10 protein-coding genes are annotated in these 17,569 nt (G+C 45.9%); 4 read left to right on the plus strand and 6 right to left on the minus strand.

Features of this window, described 5'->3' with window-relative positions:
* The 3 genes from RIG68_RS08960 to RIG68_RS08970 form a co-directional block, all read right to left on the minus strand.
* On the minus strand, positions 1-1,236 hold the full coding sequence (locus tag RIG68_RS08960; protein ID WP_350121315.1) for a TolC family protein: 1,236 nt from the start codon (positions 1,234-1,236) through the stop codon (positions 1-3).
* On the minus strand, positions 1,233-5,036 hold the full coding sequence (locus RIG68_RS08965) for an efflux RND transporter permease subunit (RefSeq protein WP_350121318.1): 3,804 nt from the start codon (positions 5,034-5,036) through the stop codon (positions 1,233-1,235). The genes RIG68_RS08960 and RIG68_RS08965 overlap by 4 nt, the downstream gene beginning before the upstream one ends.
* Positions 5,037-5,108: 72 nt before the next feature.
* Complete coding sequence (locus RIG68_RS08970; protein WP_350121321.1) at positions 5,109-5,495, minus strand: HYC_CC_PP family protein; 387 nt, start codon at positions 5,493-5,495, stop codon at positions 5,109-5,111.
* Between the two features lie 362 nt (positions 5,496-5,857).
* Between RIG68_RS08970 and RIG68_RS08975 the strand changes: the two genes are divergently transcribed.
* From RIG68_RS08975 to RIG68_RS08990, 4 genes are all read left to right on the plus strand, one after another.
* Entirely contained in the window at positions 5,858-7,822 is a 1,965-nt protein-coding gene (locus tag RIG68_RS08975; RefSeq protein WP_350121324.1) for a tetratricopeptide repeat protein, read from the plus strand.
* Positions 7,819-9,819, plus strand: coding sequence for a tetratricopeptide repeat-containing sensor histidine kinase (locus RIG68_RS08980; RefSeq protein ID WP_350121327.1), 2,001 nt, complete (start codon positions 7,819-7,821; stop codon positions 9,817-9,819). The genes RIG68_RS08975 and RIG68_RS08980 overlap by 4 nt, the downstream gene beginning before the upstream one ends.
* A gap of 301 nt (positions 9,820-10,120) precedes the next feature.
* Positions 10,121-10,864: a response regulator gene (locus tag RIG68_RS08985; RefSeq protein ID WP_350086040.1), complete on the plus strand. Its 744-nt coding sequence runs from the start codon at positions 10,121-10,123 to the stop codon at positions 10,862-10,864.
* Positions 10,865-11,471: 607 nt separating this feature from the next.
* Positions 11,472-12,773 carry an aminotransferase class V-fold PLP-dependent enzyme gene (locus tag RIG68_RS08990; RefSeq protein WP_350121330.1) on the plus strand — a complete coding sequence of 434 codons (1,302 nt, stop codon included), beginning with the start codon at positions 11,472-11,474 and terminating at the stop codon, positions 12,771-12,773.
* Between the two features lie 45 nt (positions 12,774-12,818).
* Here the strand turns inward: RIG68_RS08990 and RIG68_RS08995 are convergent, their stop codons facing one another.
* The 3 genes from RIG68_RS08995 to RIG68_RS09005 form a co-directional block, all read right to left on the minus strand.
* Positions 12,819-14,282 (minus strand): sensor histidine kinase, encoded by a 1,464-nt coding sequence (locus tag RIG68_RS08995; RefSeq protein WP_350121333.1) that lies wholly within the window; start codon positions 14,280-14,282, stop codon positions 12,819-12,821.
* A 1,090-nt stretch (positions 14,283-15,372) separates the two neighbouring features.
* Positions 15,373-15,792, minus strand: a complete 420-nt coding sequence (locus tag RIG68_RS09000; RefSeq protein ID WP_350121336.1) for a hypothetical protein — start codon at positions 15,790-15,792, stop codon at positions 15,373-15,375.
* 305 nt (positions 15,793-16,097) lie between these two features.
* Positions 16,098-17,366 (minus strand): AAA family ATPase, encoded by a 1,269-nt coding sequence (locus RIG68_RS09005; RefSeq protein ID WP_350121339.1) that lies wholly within the window; start codon positions 17,364-17,366, stop codon positions 16,098-16,100.
* Positions 17,367-17,569: the final 203 nt, after the last annotated feature.

Here is a 17,569-nt window from a genome sequence, read left to right on the forward strand (position 1 = left end):
TCAATAAACTTTAGCTGTCACATAATACAATTTGGCGAGTGCCGTCTGGTAAGCTGCGGCTGCCTCGACTTTCATTTTCCGATATTGCAGTAATTGTTGCTCCGTGGCCAGCACTTCTTCGAAAGCAGCTTCCGAATTGCTGTAGGCTGTGAAAAGAAGTTCCAGCATACGGTCAGTTTGAGCGGATTGTTCTTCGTAAAGACCTATCAACTCCCTTTGTTGAGCAAGATCAAACCTTGTGACTTCGTAGTCGGTAGCAAGGGCATTGGCAGTCGCCTGCTTCTGAAAGGCATAGCCTTCCTGCATCAGTTGTGCCTCTTTCACAGCCGCCCGGTATTTCTTTCTGAAAATGGGGAGACTGACAGAAACCATTGGCATGATGGCATCCTTGCCGTTGTCGGCTGGCGGTGCAGCGCCTGCCGCTAAATCCGTCCTTTCACCAACGATGATGTAATCGACGCCGACGCCCAGTTTCGGAAGCCCCTGCTTGCGGGCTGCATATTCCGCCGCCTGACTCCCCTCAATTTTTAGCTCCAGTTCGGCTATCCGTGGGTGAGTGGCGGGCAATGAATCGTCGGCAGGCAGAGCCTCGTCCACTGCCAGTGAGTCGATAATAAATATGTGCTCAGCCACCTCCCGATTCAAAAGGTTGTTGAAGGTAGTTTTCAGCGACGCCTCTTCCTTGTCAAGAATAGTCAACCTGGTGTTGGCACTTTGGAGCATGATGTCTACCCTGAGCACGTCCACCATGCTGCCACCACCACTACTGAATTTTGCTGTCGCTATGGCCTTGTATGATTCCAGAAGCCGGATGTTCTCTGCTTCGATGGTCTTAAAGGCGTTGAGCTCGTAAAGTGGATAATAAGCCGCCGCCACCTGATAATACAGCCTGTTTCGGTCTTCCAAAAATGCCTGGTACTTCGACTCAGCCATCAAGGCAGCCACATGGCCCTGGGCCCTCAGCGTGCCAAACCAGGGGAACATTTGAGAAAGACTGAACCTGGCTCTTTGGGGCCCCACACGGGTTTCGATCATCTGGCCAAAAGCACTGACAGTGAGATTCGGATCCTGCAGGCCGCTTGCCTGCGACACCTGCTCGAGGGCTGCTTCAAATGCCTTGTGAGTTGCCTTCAGAGCAGGATTGTTCTCTGCGGCCATTTGCTGGTACTCCTCAAGCGTTTGTGCTTGTATTGCCCCGGCGGTCAAAATCAAGATGATATAGATGATGCTTTTCATTTTGCCTCCCTGATTTGTTTTTTGATCACTGTTTCCCTCCAAAATGCCTGTAGCACCGGCACTACGAACATGGTCATGATTTGAATCGTCATGCCGCCGAACGTTGGGATGGCCATGGGCACCATGATGTCTGACCCCTTACCCGTGGATGACAGGACAGGCAGCAGCGCAATAATGGCAACAGCCGCCGTCATCATGGCTGGTCGGACTCGCTTTTTGCCCGCCTCCAGCACTGCTTCACGAACTCCCTGAATGGTCGTTGGTTGCTTTTCCTCAAATACCTGATGGATATAGGTTCCCATGATCACGCCATCGTCGGTGGCAATGCCAAACAGGGCGATGAAGCCCACCCAAACGGCCACACTCAGGTTGATCGTGTGCATTTGGAACAGGTCTCTCAGATTGACATCAGCCACGGAGAAGTTCAGGAACCAGTCCTGTCCATAAAGCCACAGCATGATGAAGCCACCTGCGAAAGCCACAAACACCCCGGAAAAATGGATCGAGGAAGCAATGACCGTTTTGAATTGGAAGTAGAGCAGCAGGAAGATCACCAGCAAGCTAATGGGAATCACGATAGACAGCCGCTTCACAGCTCTTACCTGGTTTTCATAGCTCCCGGAAAATTTATAGCTGACACCGGCAGGCACCTTGAGCTGTCCGGCATCGATCTTTTCCTGAATAGCGGCCTGCGCCCGGTTCACAACTTCCACCTCAGCAAAGCCATCCCTTTTGTCAAACAGTACATAGCCAACCAGAAAGGTTTCTTCGCTCTTGATCATTTGTGGACCTCTTACATACTCCATCTCCACAAGTTGGCTCAATGGAATCTGAGCGCCGGAAGGAGTGGGGACCAGGATCCGCCCCAATGTTTCGGGGTCGTTCCGCAGCTCTCTCGGATAGCGAACCCGCACCGGGAATCTTTCCCTTCCTTCCAGCGTCGTTGTAATTTTCATACCGCCGATGGCCGTTTCGATGCTTTGCTGAACGTCTTCCACTGTCAGGCCATACCGGCCAATCGCCTCCCTGTTGATATTGAGATGGAGGTAGGGCTTGCCAACAATCCTGTCAGCAAAAACAGCCTCTGCTTTTACTGAGGGCACTTCTTTTAAAATACTTTCCAGCTGCATGCCGAACGCCTCAATGGTAGGGAGGTCGGGGCCATAAACTTTGATGCCCATGGGCGCTCTCATGCCTGTTTGAAGCATGATCAGGCGAGTTTCAATCGGCTGAAGCTTCGGAGCGGACGTAACGCCGGGTATTTTGGTCACCTGCACAATTTCGTCCCATATATCGTCGGGTGACTGGATGTGGGGGCGCCAGTTCCTGAAGTATTGACCGTTATTGTCGGGAATGAGCTGGCTGTATCTTGTTCCCAGCCGTAGTGCCTCTTCGTTGGATACCGCCGCTCCTGAGGTCAATACAAAATTACCGTCGTTGTCAGTTTTGAACCTTGACCTATGGCCGTCTTCATCCACCACGTACTCTGGCTTATAGTTGATGATGTTTTCGTACATAGATATTGGTGCCGGGTCAAGCGCCGACTCCGTTCTTCCCATTTTCCCTACCACCATATCGACTTCAGGAATCTGGCTCACCATCATATCAAGCTGGCCAAGCACTCTTCGGTTTTGCTCTACACCGGCATGAGGCATGGAGGTGGGCATGAGCAAATAACTTCCCTCGTTGAGGGATGGCATAAACTCCGATCCCACGCCAGGGAATTTTTCAGCCATCACCTTCCACGGTCTGGAGGCTCTGACATTTTCGCCAGCTACGCTGAAAACGGTGTCGAACCCGAGCCAGATCACAACGCCAAGCAAAATGGTAAACGCCGGGAGCAGCATGAACTTGCCCTTATTTACCAGGCACCATTTCAAGATCGGTTCGTAAAAATGAACTACAGAAAGGAGGGCAGCCAAAATCGATCCTATCAACACCATGACAAAGAGGTAATTCAGCACGAGGGAGTTTCCCACACCCAGCGGCATCCATTCTTCAGCCAGAAAATAGGTGGCAATGAGGACTGCCAGTGCCAGGTTGAGGTAGCTGGTATATCGCCTGATATGAGGAGGCCATTTGCTTTCCAATATGTTGTTGATACCTGCAACGGTGAGTGTCAAAGGCAACCACATCTGAAAGTAGGCCGACAGCATGATTCCCGCCGCAATGAACGTCCAATTCCAAACCCGTCTTACTTTCTTTTTGTCGTAGTTAATGCCGAAAATGAAATAGGCGAGGGTAGGGAGCACCACAAGGCCTAGTACAAACGAGGCCAGCAGCGCATAGGTCTTTGTGAAAGCAAGCGGCTTAAACAGTTTTCCTTCGGCTGATTCCATGGCAAACACGGGAACGAAACTAACCACTGTGGTGGCCAGGGCAGTGGTGATAGCCGATGCCACTTCTACCGTGGCTTCATAAATCACCTTCAGCAGTGCTGTGCCGCTGGTGCCCTGATTTTCTGGCATTTCCAGGTGGCGAATGATGTTTTCCACAAAAACAATCCCAACGTCGACCATCACTCCAATAGCAATGGCAATGCCCGACAAGGCCACCACATTGGCATCAACGCCTGAGTACCGCATCACAATGAATGTGGCCAACACGCCCACGGGGAGCAAACTGGCAATAATAATCGAGGCCCGGAGGTTGAGCAGGAGAATGAGCACCACGATGACACTGATGAGTACCTCGTGCGACAGGGCTGTTTCAAGTGTGCCAATGGTTTCATGAATGAGCTGGGTGCGGTCGTAAAATGGCACAATGGTCAGCTGACTTTCGACGCCATTGGCCAGCGTCTTTTTCGGAAGGCCCGACGCTATCTCTGCTATTTTGGCCTTCAAATTGTTGATCACTTCCAGCGGATTCGAGCCATAACGAGCCACTACTACGCCGCCGACCACTTCTGCGCCTCCTTTGTCCAGCACCCCACGCCGGGCAGCCGGGCCAAGGCTTACCCGGCCAATGTCGCTGATGCGGATGGGTACGTTGTCCTGCACGGCCACCACAGCCTTCTCAATATCTTCTACCGACTTGATATAGCCGAGCCCTCTTACCAGGTACTCCGCCTGGTTCATTTCAATGGTTTTGGCACCCACATCCCTGTTCGACTGCCGCACAGCCTGCATCACTGCCATCAAGGGAATATTGTAGGCCTTCAGTGCATCGGGATTGACGTCGATTTGATATTCTTGCACAAAGCCGCCTATGGAAGCCACTTCTGATACACCTTCGGCAGCGTTGAGCCCATACTTCACATAGAAATCCTGCACGGTGCGGATCTCATGCAGGTCCCAGCCTCCTGTTGGATTGCCCTCTTTGTCTCTGCCTTCGAGCGTATACCAAAACACCTGGCCAAGGGCTGTGGCATCCGGTCCCAGCATGGGTTGCACGCCGTCGGGCAACAAACCGGACGGCAGTGAGCTAAGCTTCTCAAGTATCCTGGACCTGGACCAGTAAAACTCGATGTCTTCACTAAAAATGATGTTGACCATCGAAAATCCGAAAACTGAGGAGCTTCGGATCGATTTTACGCCGGGTATACCCAGCAGGTAGGTAGTCAACGGATAGGAGATCTGGTCATCGATGTCCTGCGGCGACCTGCCCGCCCAGTCGGTGAAAACAATTTGTTGGTTTTCGCCAATGTCGGGGATGGCATCTACCGGCACAGGATCTCTGGGGAGAGCGTCTACTTTCCAATTGAATGGTGATGTAACAATGCCCCAACCCACCAGCACTATCAATATAAGGATAGTCACCAGCCTGTTATGTAGAAAAAAACGAATGATTTGATTTAGCATAAAGTAAATTCATTGGTCTGATGCAAATGGATATTAAAGCATGGGAACATGCTTTGTGCAAAAGACCAATGGCTAAATCAAAAGGGCACCGAAGGAAATATAGGCGGGATACAAAGGCAAAGGTGGCCCCGTATCTGTAGCAAATGATAGTGAATGAGTTGAATATGCTTCGTTGGAGGAAAGAAACTCGGGAAGCTCAATAGCATAAAGCACAAAAAGGGAGGGCGTTCCAAGCGCCAGTTTTTCAACCTTAACGAAATTTCCATCCAGGCTCTGGTACTCTGTTGTGTTTTCACAGCAGTCGTTGGGTTCGTCGGCAGCATCCATGCAGCAGTGCTTGGTGGAGTGCCCCAGCTCAACGTTCTTCAGAAAAGGGCCACAATAATGCCTTGACACGACTACCCCTGCAATGGAGAGGAGCCAAGTGAAAACAAGCGCTATTTGTAGGATTCTTTTCAAACTGGGTCAAAAATCGACAAAACAAATAACGAAAGCAAACCCGTCTGGGTTTTATCAGTTGTGTAACTGAGTGCTACTTTTTCGAAAAGGCACTAAAAAATTCGCTTAACCTTATACTTTATGATTGATTGTTTATTTGATTTGTAATCAATTAGTTACAGTAGAATAATGCTATGCTTCGGTCTGCAGCCTTTGTGTAAACCTTCACTTGATATTTTTTCCGGGCCACACATATAACATAGCTGTCGATAGCACATAGCTTCCTTTGATGTACAAACATTGATTAATCTGCACAATTGCCCTTAAAAGCACTATATTAGCCTCTCAACGAAGGATAACACCTATCAAAAGCAAGCTGAAAGATGATGAAGAAAACATGCCTGTTGCTTTTTGCTGTATTGGTAGCCTCCGGCTATTTACAAGCCCAGACAGATAGCCTGCAGCAGCTTTTTCAAGCAGCCAAAGAGCCGGGTGTGAAAGTTTCCCTGTTGATTGACATGGGACAGCAAAGTGCTGAGACCGATTCTTCGTCTGCGTTAAATTACCTGAACAGAGCGCTTGAACTTGCGAAAGCGCACAACCTGACAAAGGAACGTGGAGACGCCAATTTGGCTCTCGGAAAGTTTCACTATGAGCATTTCAGCTACGATTCGGCTAAAAAGTATGTTGATTCTTCCCTCGCAGCCTATCGTGAATCGCAAGACAAGGAAGGGGTTGCCAGGGCTAATTTGCAACTCTCTGAACTGTACGAAGAACAAGACCGAAGTGCAGAAGCCATTAAGGTACTTTTTGAAAACCTTGCCTACTACGAAAGTATCAACGACTCCCTGGAGGCTGGCAAATTGCTCAACAGAATTGCCAACTCACAAAATTATCTCGGCTATCACGACGATGCTATCCTTCATTACACCCGTGCCATGGATATTTTCGAAACCATCGGGTATCAACGAGGAGTGGCCGTGGTGCTATCAAACATGGCTATCATTTATGGGGAAGAAGGAGATGCAAGAAAGTCCATTAAAAACTACCTGAGAACCATTGCCATCTATGAGGGGCTTGACAACGAACCGAACCTGCCAAGCGCTTATAACAACATAGGAAACGACTACACTGACCTGAAAATGCCGGACAGTGCTTTGTACTATTTTAACAAGTCGTTGGCCCTGTCGAAAACGAGGGGGGATCTTCGATCAATGGCCTTTAGCTATTTCCATCTGAATAGTTTGTACAACAGCATTGACATGCCGGAAAAGGGAGTCTATTACGGCAACAAGTCCCTTGAAATAGCCGAAAAAATAAACAATCACCAGCTAAGGATTAACCTGAGCCACAGCCTGTCAGAAAGCTATGAAAAGCTTGGTAACTATCAGCAGGCACTGCGTTACCATAAGCAATATCAGCAACTGGAGGACTCCGTCTACAATATTGAAAACAGCCAGGTCATTCACGATATGCAGGCTAAGTACGAAACTGAGAAAAAGGAAAAGGAGTTGGTACTCAAGCAGGCTGATATCGACAGGCAGCAGGTATTGCTCACGCAGGAAGCCAGGCTTCGGTCGGTGCTCATAGGAGGGATTGTCATTGTGCTTTTACTAGCAGGCATGATCTATCGGGGGGAGCGTGCCAAAACAAAAGCCTACAATCAGCTGAGCATTCAGAATCAGGAAATAGAAACCAAAAATAAGCTCATTGAATCGGCCTTAGCAGAAAAAGAGTCGTTGCTCAAAGAAATACATCACAGGGTAAAGAACAACCTTCAGGTGATCAGCAGCATTCTGAATATGCAAAGCCGGTCTACCGCCAGTCCCGAAATGCTGACGGCCATCCAGGAAGGGCAAAGCAGGGTGAAGGCAATGGCCCTCATCCACCAGAAGCTCTACCAAACTGAAAAGCTATCAGAAATTGACTTCAAAGAATATGCGGAAGAACTCACGGATCACCTCTCTTCTATTTTTGAGTCGTCCACTGGAGAAAGCATAGTAAAAACGGTCACCTCACCCGACATCAAGCTGGACATTGATATGGCCATTCCTCTTGGGCTGATCCTTAACGAGCTGATTTCCAACGCATATAAGTACGCCTTTGAAGGAAAAACCGGAGGTGCCATCAGCGTAGAGCTGAAACGGGTAGGAGAGGATCAATTACAACTCGAAGTGGCTGATAATGGCAAAGGTCTTCCGGCTGATTTCAACCTGGAGAAGGCGAAATCTCTGGGACTGAAATTGGTGAACATACTTACACGGCAACTTAACGGTCAACTCACCGTGCACTCAGTTGGTGGCGCCCGTTTCTCAATTGTCATTCAAAATATGAAAGTGAGCGTATGATAGGCTCCTCAACTAATTGGATGCACCGCTGCAGGGTGCTCTTTGTTGCCTTCCTGATCCTTGTCTCTGTGACAGCTATCGCCCAAAACGACAGGTTTGACAGCCTGAGGCAACAGTTCAAAATAGCACCGACGGATTCTCTCCGGCTGGTGTTTTTGGATGAACTCGCATTCAGCTTTGTGAGACAAAATTTTGATTCCACTGTCTATTATGCCCACTTACAAAACGAACTGGCGCAGGCAGCCCACGATAGCGCAATGCTTGCCTACGCTTATAAAAATTACGGACGGGCTTTCGAAGAACAGGGAGACCTGGATTCCGCCATACATTATATTGAGAAAGCGCTAACTATAGAAAAAGCCAGCCACAACGAAAGCGGAATGGCAGGCTCCTACCATAATATAGGTCTGGTATACGACCGGCTGGGCAATATGAACCTTGCCATGGAGTACTATCTAAAGGCACTGGAGATAAAGGAGAAGTTGGGGAATCCAGTTGCACTTTCCTCCACTGTCAGTGCTATTGGGTTTGTTTACAAAGCTCAGGATCAGCATCAAAAGTCGTTAGAGCAGTTCCAAAAGGCACTCGATCTCCTGATTGAGGGCGGAGGCCCTGATAACAGAATCAGGGGTGGTTACAACAATATTGGGCTGGCCTACATGAATCTAAAGCAATATGATTCGGCACGGAGCTATTACCGCCGGTCAGTGGCTGGGCTTAGTGAAGACGACAACCTCCGGGGCTTCGGTGCCTTCTACAATAACATGGGAGTTACCTACGACGAGAATCTTCAGTTCGACTCAGCTCTCTATTATTACACACAATCTCTGCGTGTAAAGAGTCGGTCGGGCGATAAATATGGCGTGTCGAGCACCAACCACAACCTGGCTGTCAACTACCGGCGGGGTGGGTTTCCGGAAAAGGCCATTCCGCATGAGAGGGCTTCGATAGCATTAGCTAAGCAGTACAAATTTCTGGAATTACGCATGAAATCCACGGATGGGCTTCGTGAGTCATTTGCTGCCACTAATCAAATAGACTCAGCCTATTTTTACACGCTGGTTTGGAAGGAGCTTTCGGATTCTCTTCAGCGCATTGAAAGAGGAGAAACAGTGATGGAGCTTGAAGCCAAATATGAAAGTGAAAAGAAAGACAAGGAGCTGGCCCTGAATCAGGCGACGCTCGCTCAGCAGCAGTCGAGCCTCAGGTCGGAGGCCCGGCTTAGGTACTTATTGCTTGGCGGCCTTGTGTTACTGACCGTCTTCCTGGGTTACGCTTACCGCTCCGAAAGAGTCAAGTCAAAATCCAACACTTTGCTTCAACAGAAAAACCAGGAGATTGAGGAAAAAAGCCTGGAGCTGGCCCGGTCGCTGGGAGAGAAGGAGGCGTTACTTAAGGAGATACACCACAGAGTGAAAAATAACCTTCAGGTAATCAGCAGTATCCTCAACATGCAGAGCAGGACAACGGCCAGCCCTGAGATGATTTCCGCCATTCAGGAAGGACAGAGTCGGGTAAAAGCCATGGCCCTTATTCATCAAAAGCTTTACCAAACGGAGAAACTTTCCGAAATAGATTTCCGGGAATACGCTGAGGAGTTAGTGCAATATCTCTCCACTGTTTTTAGCCAAAGTGGGCAAGCCGGAATTGTAAATAAGGTTACTGGCTCAAACATTAAACTAGACATTGATCTGGCTATACCATTGGGCCTTATACTCAACGAGTTAATTTCAAATGCCTACAAGTACGCTTTTGAAGGAATGCCTGGCGGAGAAATAAGCATAGAGCTGACAAGAACGGCGGATGGTCAGCTGCAACTTGCGGTGGGCGACAACGGAAACGGCTTGCCTCATGACTTCAGCATAGACAAGGTGAAATCACTGGGATTGAAACTGGTAAATATTCTTACCCGTCAGCTGAACGGACAGTTGTCTTTTCACTCGGTGAAAGGGGCTCATTTCTCCATTGTACTTCATGAGGATGGGCTTACCACTTAACAAATTTCACAAAGGAATAGGTGCTGCTTTTAGCGCCGACTGGCTACAGCGCTACGTTTATACTAAAACGTTTTGCTATTAAACCACCAATCGTTACCATTACAACCCAAAGCGAGAGCTGCTATTTAGTAATGAGTATAAAGCAATTTTGCAGCATTGAAAAAACAACATTAAGCGGGGCCAAACATAGTATTTTGACCTGAGGCATTCCCAAACGATTTTCATTTTTAAAAAAGCATTTACCGTTTAGTCTTTTTGGTCTATATTAGATTCTAGCCGTGTAGAGGGATTCGCCAAGCCGATGAGTAAAGTAAAAATTCTGATTGTAGAAGATGAGTTGATCATAGCTGAAGACATGCGTGAGCTGCTTGAGGGCATGGGCTATGAGGTGCCTTTTGTGGCAATGAACCTCAAAGAGGGGCTGGAAGCTTTGGACAAGTATCAGCCAGACCTGGTCATGCTGGATATAATGATGGGAGGGAGGCCTTCCGGTATTGAGCTGGCTCGTCACATAAGAAGCAACTGCGACCTTCCCTTTGTCTATTGCACATCTCATGCCGACAAGGCCACTGTGGAAGAGGCCAAGTCCACCAAGCCCAATGGCTACCTTGTGAAACCGTTTAATGCAGACGAACTATATTCATCCATAGAAATTGCCCTCGTCAATTTTGCCATACCTGTTAATTCAAACGCTGCACCGGAAGCCTCCCGGCAAACTGAAATGCTGGTAAAGGACGGCATGTTCGTTAAGAATGGGCAAATGTTTGTAAAGGTGAAATTTGACCAGATGCTTTGGCTGGAACCGGATGGTAACTACACCAATATTGTTACAGGGGCATCAAAGTATGTCGTTCGATCCAGTCTGAAGGATATTCTGGATCACCTGCCCAAAGATGCATTTTTCAGGGCGCACCGCTCTTATGTGATTAACCTCGAGCATGTGCAGGCCATCGACCTGCATCAGGTAAAAATCGCCGAACACCTGATCCCACTGGGGAAAGTATATCGTGACGAGTTAATACGCAGACTCAATCTGATGCAGTAAAGGCGTCAATTGGATCGTTCAACTGCCTGGCTCAGCACTTTAGTCACCCCGGTAAAGCCATATCTTTTTCTTAAAATCGTCCAAAAAAGAGAAATCCTAAATTTTCGTCCCCTGTTATCGGGTGTTCATCGATTATTTTCTGTCTTTTATCCCAAATAGTTGCCAAAATAAATATATGTTGATACTTTAGTTATGGTTCTACACAAACCATAATGCTCAAAGGTTAGGCTGGTAGGGAGGGAAAATACAGTCATAGAAGCTATCGACATGGATTTCCTTCCCTTTTTTTAAGCAAACGCCAGCAACTGAACCACCTCTCGCCTACGTCAGCAGACCCAACAATCTCCCTTCAAATAAATACCAAATCAGGCACTTATTTTTATGAACAAGTCATTGATAGGCGGAAACATTTAACCAATTCCAATTTTGCTTTGCTTTCTGACGGGTTTATCTGCTTTGTATTAATAACAAATCCTTAAAGACTTTTTGAAGGTTTTATTGGTAATTTAAAAGTCAGAAAGGAAGCCGCAGCCCGGGGCCAAGGCATAAAAGCCTCTTAATCAGTTGTGTGTCTCTTCGCTTAGCAGTCCACGCATAAAAGTTGTCTATGAACAGAAGGAAGCTATTCAAAATTTTGGGAGCAGGGGTAGGCTCGTTGCCACTGATGGCCTATGGCAGAAACTACAATGACCAGTCGCATCTCAAGCACCCAAATGATTTGTTTGAACAGTGGAGGGGAAAGTTCAGTGAAGCTATCGTGAACGACGAAGCTTTCTGGCAAGGCTTCGCTGTAGATTTTTATGACATATCGCCCGACTTCATCAACCTGGAAAATGGGTACTTTGGCGTTCAGCCTATTCCTGTCAATGCTGCCTACCATCAGTTTGTCGACAAAATCAACCGTGAGTCGTCCCGCTACATGCGAATGGAGTACTGGAACGACTGGCAAATGGTGATGGACAGCCTCGCCGGTTTCACTGGTGCTTCAAAAGACGAGTTGCTGGTCACCCGCAACGCCACGGAAGCTTTGAACATTCTCATCAACGGGTTTCCTCTCAAGGCAGGGGATGAAGTAATACTTCAACACCATGACTACCACAGCATGATTGAGGCTTTTCAAATGCTGGAAAAGCGGAAGGGCATAAAGCTCAAATTTATCGACGTACCACTATTGCCAAAAAGCGACGATGAAGTAGTAAAATTGTACGAATCGGCGATTTCACCCGTAACAACCCTCATTTTGGTGACACATTTGACCCACCTGACAGGACAGGTGCTGCCAGTGAAAAAGATCTGCGAAATGGCCCGCAACAAAGGCGTAGAGGTGATGGTAGATGCAGCACACAGCTTTGCTCACCTGGACTACAAGCTGGCCGACCTGGGGGCCGATATGGTTGGTGTCAACCTTCACAAGTGGTATGCCAATCCGCTTGGAGCTGGCTTGCTGTATGTGAAAAAGGAAAAAATCAACAAGCTATCGCCCATGTTTGGCGACTTCACTCAAGCGGCTGACAGCATCAGTAAACTGGGACACTTTGGTACACTGGCCAGTCCTGCACTACTCACGATTCCCGTGGCAGGGAAATTCAATAACCTGGTGACGATCAAAGTTAAACAAGCGAGGCTCCACTACCTGAAAGCTTACTGGGCATCGAAAGCTGCTGACATGAAAAGGGTAGAGGTGCACACTCCGATGGATCCCGGACAGAGCGGTGCCATAGCTGCGTTCAGCATCGCTGGTGTAAGCGCAGACGACACAGTCAAAAGACTTTTGGATGAATATGGCGTATTTACGGTAAAGCGCAAACTAAAAGACCGGGAGGTCGTGAGAGTGACCCCCAATCTTTATAACAGCGTGGCGGACCTGGACAGACTGCTGGAAGGCATCGAGGGACTTAGTCGGGGATAGTGTGTAGCATACATTCAAGCAAGAACGTACGCCATAACTAATAACTTAGTTTTTAGGAATTGAGAACCTTATCGTTGTACCGCTACTTTGTTTGGAGATAATTTCGAATGTGCCGTGATGAAGCTTGATAAACTCTTTGACCAGCATGAGTCCCATCCCCGAGCCTTTTTCTTCGTTGGTGCCGGGGGTACTGGCCACGTAGCCTTTATTGAGAATAATGTCGACCGTTTCGTTGTTCATGCCTACGCCAGAATCGGAGACTTCTACCACAGCGCTGTTTTCTTTACTTTCAGCATGGATATTGATGACGCCTCCTTCGGGTGTAAACTTGATGGCGTTGTTGATCAGGTTGCGTATCACCATTTCAATCATTGCCTTTCCTGCTTTCACCGGCAGGTGCTCATCGGAACTGGTGGTGATGGTGATCTTCTTCGCCTGGCTCGAGTCACTGAAAGTCTTTGTGAGGTCAAGCACACTTTCAGAGAGATCAAATTCCTGTTTATCAAGAGAAATGCCTTTCATTTGACTCTTCGACCAAAGCAGCAGGTTGTTGAGCAGTTCGTTGGTTTGCTCAAAGTTTGACTCGAGCTTCTTCAGCAAATCGTCCGATTCTTCAGGGGAGAAGATGTTGTGCCGGAAACCAATGATGGCGTTTTGCAGGTTGTTAAGGGGGCCACGCAGGTCGTGAGACAATACAGAGAAAATCTTATCTTTGGCCTGGTTGATTGTGGTGAGTTCTTCGTGCTGCGACTGGATGATGCCCATTTGCATGCGAAGGGCGTTGGTGCGTTCCGCAACCTGTTTTTCCAGGTCTTCGTTTTGTTTCCTGACCAGCTCAGACCGAGCCGCTTCAGTTTCGGCCAGCTCGTGTGATACCTTCAGCGACTTGCGAAAGTAATACACATAAAGCATCATGGTAGGGGCCAGCACCAGAAAAAGCGCCACTTGAACCAAATAGAGATTATTGATGGCCGCCTCAGACCGCTGAGCAGCTTGAAGTTTAATAGCATTCTCAAAATCATCAACGGCAATACTAAAGTTTTCATACATTATCCAAAGTCCGTAACCCTGGTCAGCGCTAAGCTCTTTGATGAATGTGTTCATCTGGCCGTCAGTCACATTGTCCTTCATGCGCATTGACAGCGCTATATAGGCGTCGAGCGAATCACGAAACTGATAGAAGCTCGCCATGGGAAAGTTCTGACTGAGCAAATCTTCCTCAACCATCTGAAACAAAGAATCTTTATCGGCAAGGGCCAGCTCCAGCGGCTCCAGGAAACGTTTTTCCGGAATGAGTGCGTAGCCACGTAGACCGATGTCGACGCCGTGGATGGTGCCCCAGAGAAGCTCCGACACGTTGCTTCGGATTTCCTCGGCGTGCTGGTGAATCTTCTGGTTGCTATTGATTACTTGCTGGTTGTAGTATGTGTAGAAGATACTTAACGAAAGCAGGGCCGTAACAAGCGCAACAGGCAACCAGATGAGGTATGGTTTCTTATCTGCAGTCATAAGTATAGTAGGTAGGTATAAATTTCAATAGCTGTCTCATACAAAGATAACGATCAAGTGTTTGATAAAAAATACGTCTCAGCGCTATATAGTAACCAGCAGGACAGGGTGTTATAGATGAACGAGATGCCTGATTCGATGAACAACCGATTTGAAGTGAGGAAAGAGCAGTGTAGTATTTGATAATACTACTTAACATAATATAAATTATATAACAAACATAGTGATTTGCGCCCAGCTCTGCTGGTTATCATAAAATCAGTTATCGCTACGCAGTACGATAACGGCAGATTTTATCACTGGCCGTGCACGAAAAAGCAAATCACGGTTCCCAATACGAATCATTCAAACAAGTCTGATCATCAGTCTTCGAATTGACACAGCTGCAGCTGGCTCCGACAATGATGCGTTCTTGTGTTATATAATTTGCCGTTATATTAATCGGACAAACGGTTTGTAGCCCCGCATCCAACGCTTGGGCTTACGCTGGCCGACCCTTTGCCCAGGCTATTAATAGTTTTTCTTCCCCACGCTCTTTTGCCCGCCGAAATGGCCGGGCCACGCAGGCTGGGCAATTGCCCGACGCTAAGCAACAGATCCGTCGTGGAACAGTTGCCGGCAAATGATCTTAATCAGAATTGAATACTCGTGGGATGCCCCACACATGTTTTCAAATATTGAAACCTCAATGGCTATGATTTGCAGTCAAACCACTTGCTTGCCAACGCTTTGTTCTTGCTGCATACGTTGTGCTTGGCTTCGGCTCGAATAGAAACGTTCGCCATTTCTTTTGTGCTCTCTAAAGCTGCTCACCATGGTCAATAATTTCAGCGGTGTTCAGCCAACCCTGCACGCTGCGCTTTCTGTCTCTTCGCTAAAACCATTCACTGGATGGTTTCTTAACGCTCAGTCCCACTCAAGCCGCTGGGCTCTTACTTTTTTCATTGATAAAAAAGTAACGGTACGCCGGGCGGCAAAAAATCTAGGCAAAATAATGCTTCCACGCTCAGCCCTACGCCAAGCCCGCTATTTTACCGAGCCGACCCGCCTGGATGGGCGGGTTTTCAAATGGAATCTATTTAACATAATATTAGGAAACCCTTTCTGCAACCGTCAGAAATTCGGTTCCACATATCTCTAGTGGATTTTTCCCTGGGCAGTAATCGACATCTGAAATCACATAAACCTCTTCTAAATTGGTAAGTGGCTTTATCCACTTTAAATACTGGCTTAGGTGGTTTGAGATTTGATATTCAGTGGTATTGGTCTTAATCAGAATAACAAAGACTAATATTCCTGAATTTTTACCTGATAAAAATTTACCAGCTTTTACTAGACCTCCTAAAAAGTGCTTACGACTCGGACCGTGTTCACTCTCAAGGATCACGTATTTCGAACTTTTTTTTAACACAATATCAGGTTTATAACCCTCCGCAAGTTGTTGACCTCTGGTGAACGTTTTAAAGTCTAGATACTTATGATCCAATTTCTTAAACAGAGCATCCTTCATTTTATAAAGTATTTATCATCTTTTCATTAGCATAGTTCTCTACAAACTACTACAATTGCACGCTCATTTAAACTAGTCCCATACTCAGGATTCTTTACTGATGAGTCAGTGAATTGCCGGCGATATAGAATATCGTACTCTTGCTCCCCTACTCGATTTGACTACCATAAAAAGAGTTCCTTTTATTTTAAAACTCTGGATAATATGATGATTTTCAGAGAGTAAGGACATTGTTTTTATAATGGTCTCTGCTAGCTGATCAAGTTTGGAAAGTGGGCGCAGTTGCGATCTGTTAGTCATATTTACTAATTGTTAAATATTTTCAATTGTCTGTTTTTCTCACCGGGTATAGCTCCATATTTTCCAGATAAATAATCTTTTTCGAATGAAGCATCATTACGCACTTTTAGCGAATAGATTGACTCAACTTTTGTAGCAAAAGCCAAAGTCTTTGAAATTAGTATCATTTGGTCTCTTCTTAAAAGATCAATATTTAAAATACTGGTGTTATGCGTTGTGAAAATTAATTGAGACCCATGCATATTATCATCTGAATTAAATAGTTGTATTATCATTCTTGATAATAATGGATGTAACCTTGCATCAATTTCATCAATAATAAGAGGTTGACCCTCAATCAGACTGTTAATTATTGGTCCAGCCAAAGCAAAGAATTTTTGCGTTCCTTGTGACTCTTCCTTTTTAAAGTCCATTAATACTTCTTCAGCGTCACCCCCATGTTGATCAAATGATCTATGTCTTGTTTTAATGTCAATATGATTAGGAATTTTCGCAACAATTAGATTTCTAATTTCCTCTGTTAAAAAGCCATATTGATTAGGATCTATTTCTGCTTCACTTATTACTAGGTCATGATATCCAAAATCACCTGCATTAAGTAATTTCTTTAAATATCCTTTAAACTCGACCCTATTTAATAATGATGCAGTGTAATTTATAAAACCACCGTAATTTGTGTCGGTAATTATTGTTAGTTCTTCAAACCATTTAAAAATTGGTCTAGAAATAGTGCCATTATATTGTGCTAGTGCCGAAAGGAATAATGCATTCTGCCTAATACTTGTGTGTTTTAAATTCCAACCTTCACTAAAATTACTCTCAACAATAAATTCATCTTCGCGCCTTTCAAAATACCTATTCTCCTTCTTCTTTTTCGTATAAAATAGCCATTCAGATCTCACGTGGTATTTATCCACCTCAAACCCATATCTATATTTAGTTTCATTTACAATAAATTCAAGCTCAAAATAACTTGGCTTAGACTGACCGCCAGTATTTAGCTTAAAGGCATCTACGTTGATCTTCTCAGTTGCATGGATTTGAATAAATGAATTCATGACAAATGATCTCATAAAACTCAGTGCTTTAATCATATTACTTTTTCCACTTGAATTTGCACCAAATAGACCAACACTTTTAAGAAGATTTTGATCTAAACCGTCAACTCCAAATGTATTTGACTTAGACAATTCTTTAATGGAAGCACTTTCCAATGATAGTTCTACTTTTTCATTGAAGGATAAGAAATTTCCTACAGTGACTTTTATAATCATGTGTATGTATTTTGAGAAAAACACTCAATAATACTGCATTCCTCCTTATTCAATACTAGATATTTGCACTATTTTGAGAAGTATTCGAAAGTATACGTTAATGAAATTTGACAATTAGTGAGAAATAATCGTATTATTACACGAATAAAAAGACTATATATAAAAAAATGTAGCAGCTAATTGAGGGATATTCTCAAATTATA

This window comes from Imperialibacter sp., assembly GCF_040222385.1.
GTDB lineage: Bacteria > Bacteroidota > Bacteroidia > Cytophagales > Cyclobacteriaceae > Imperialibacter.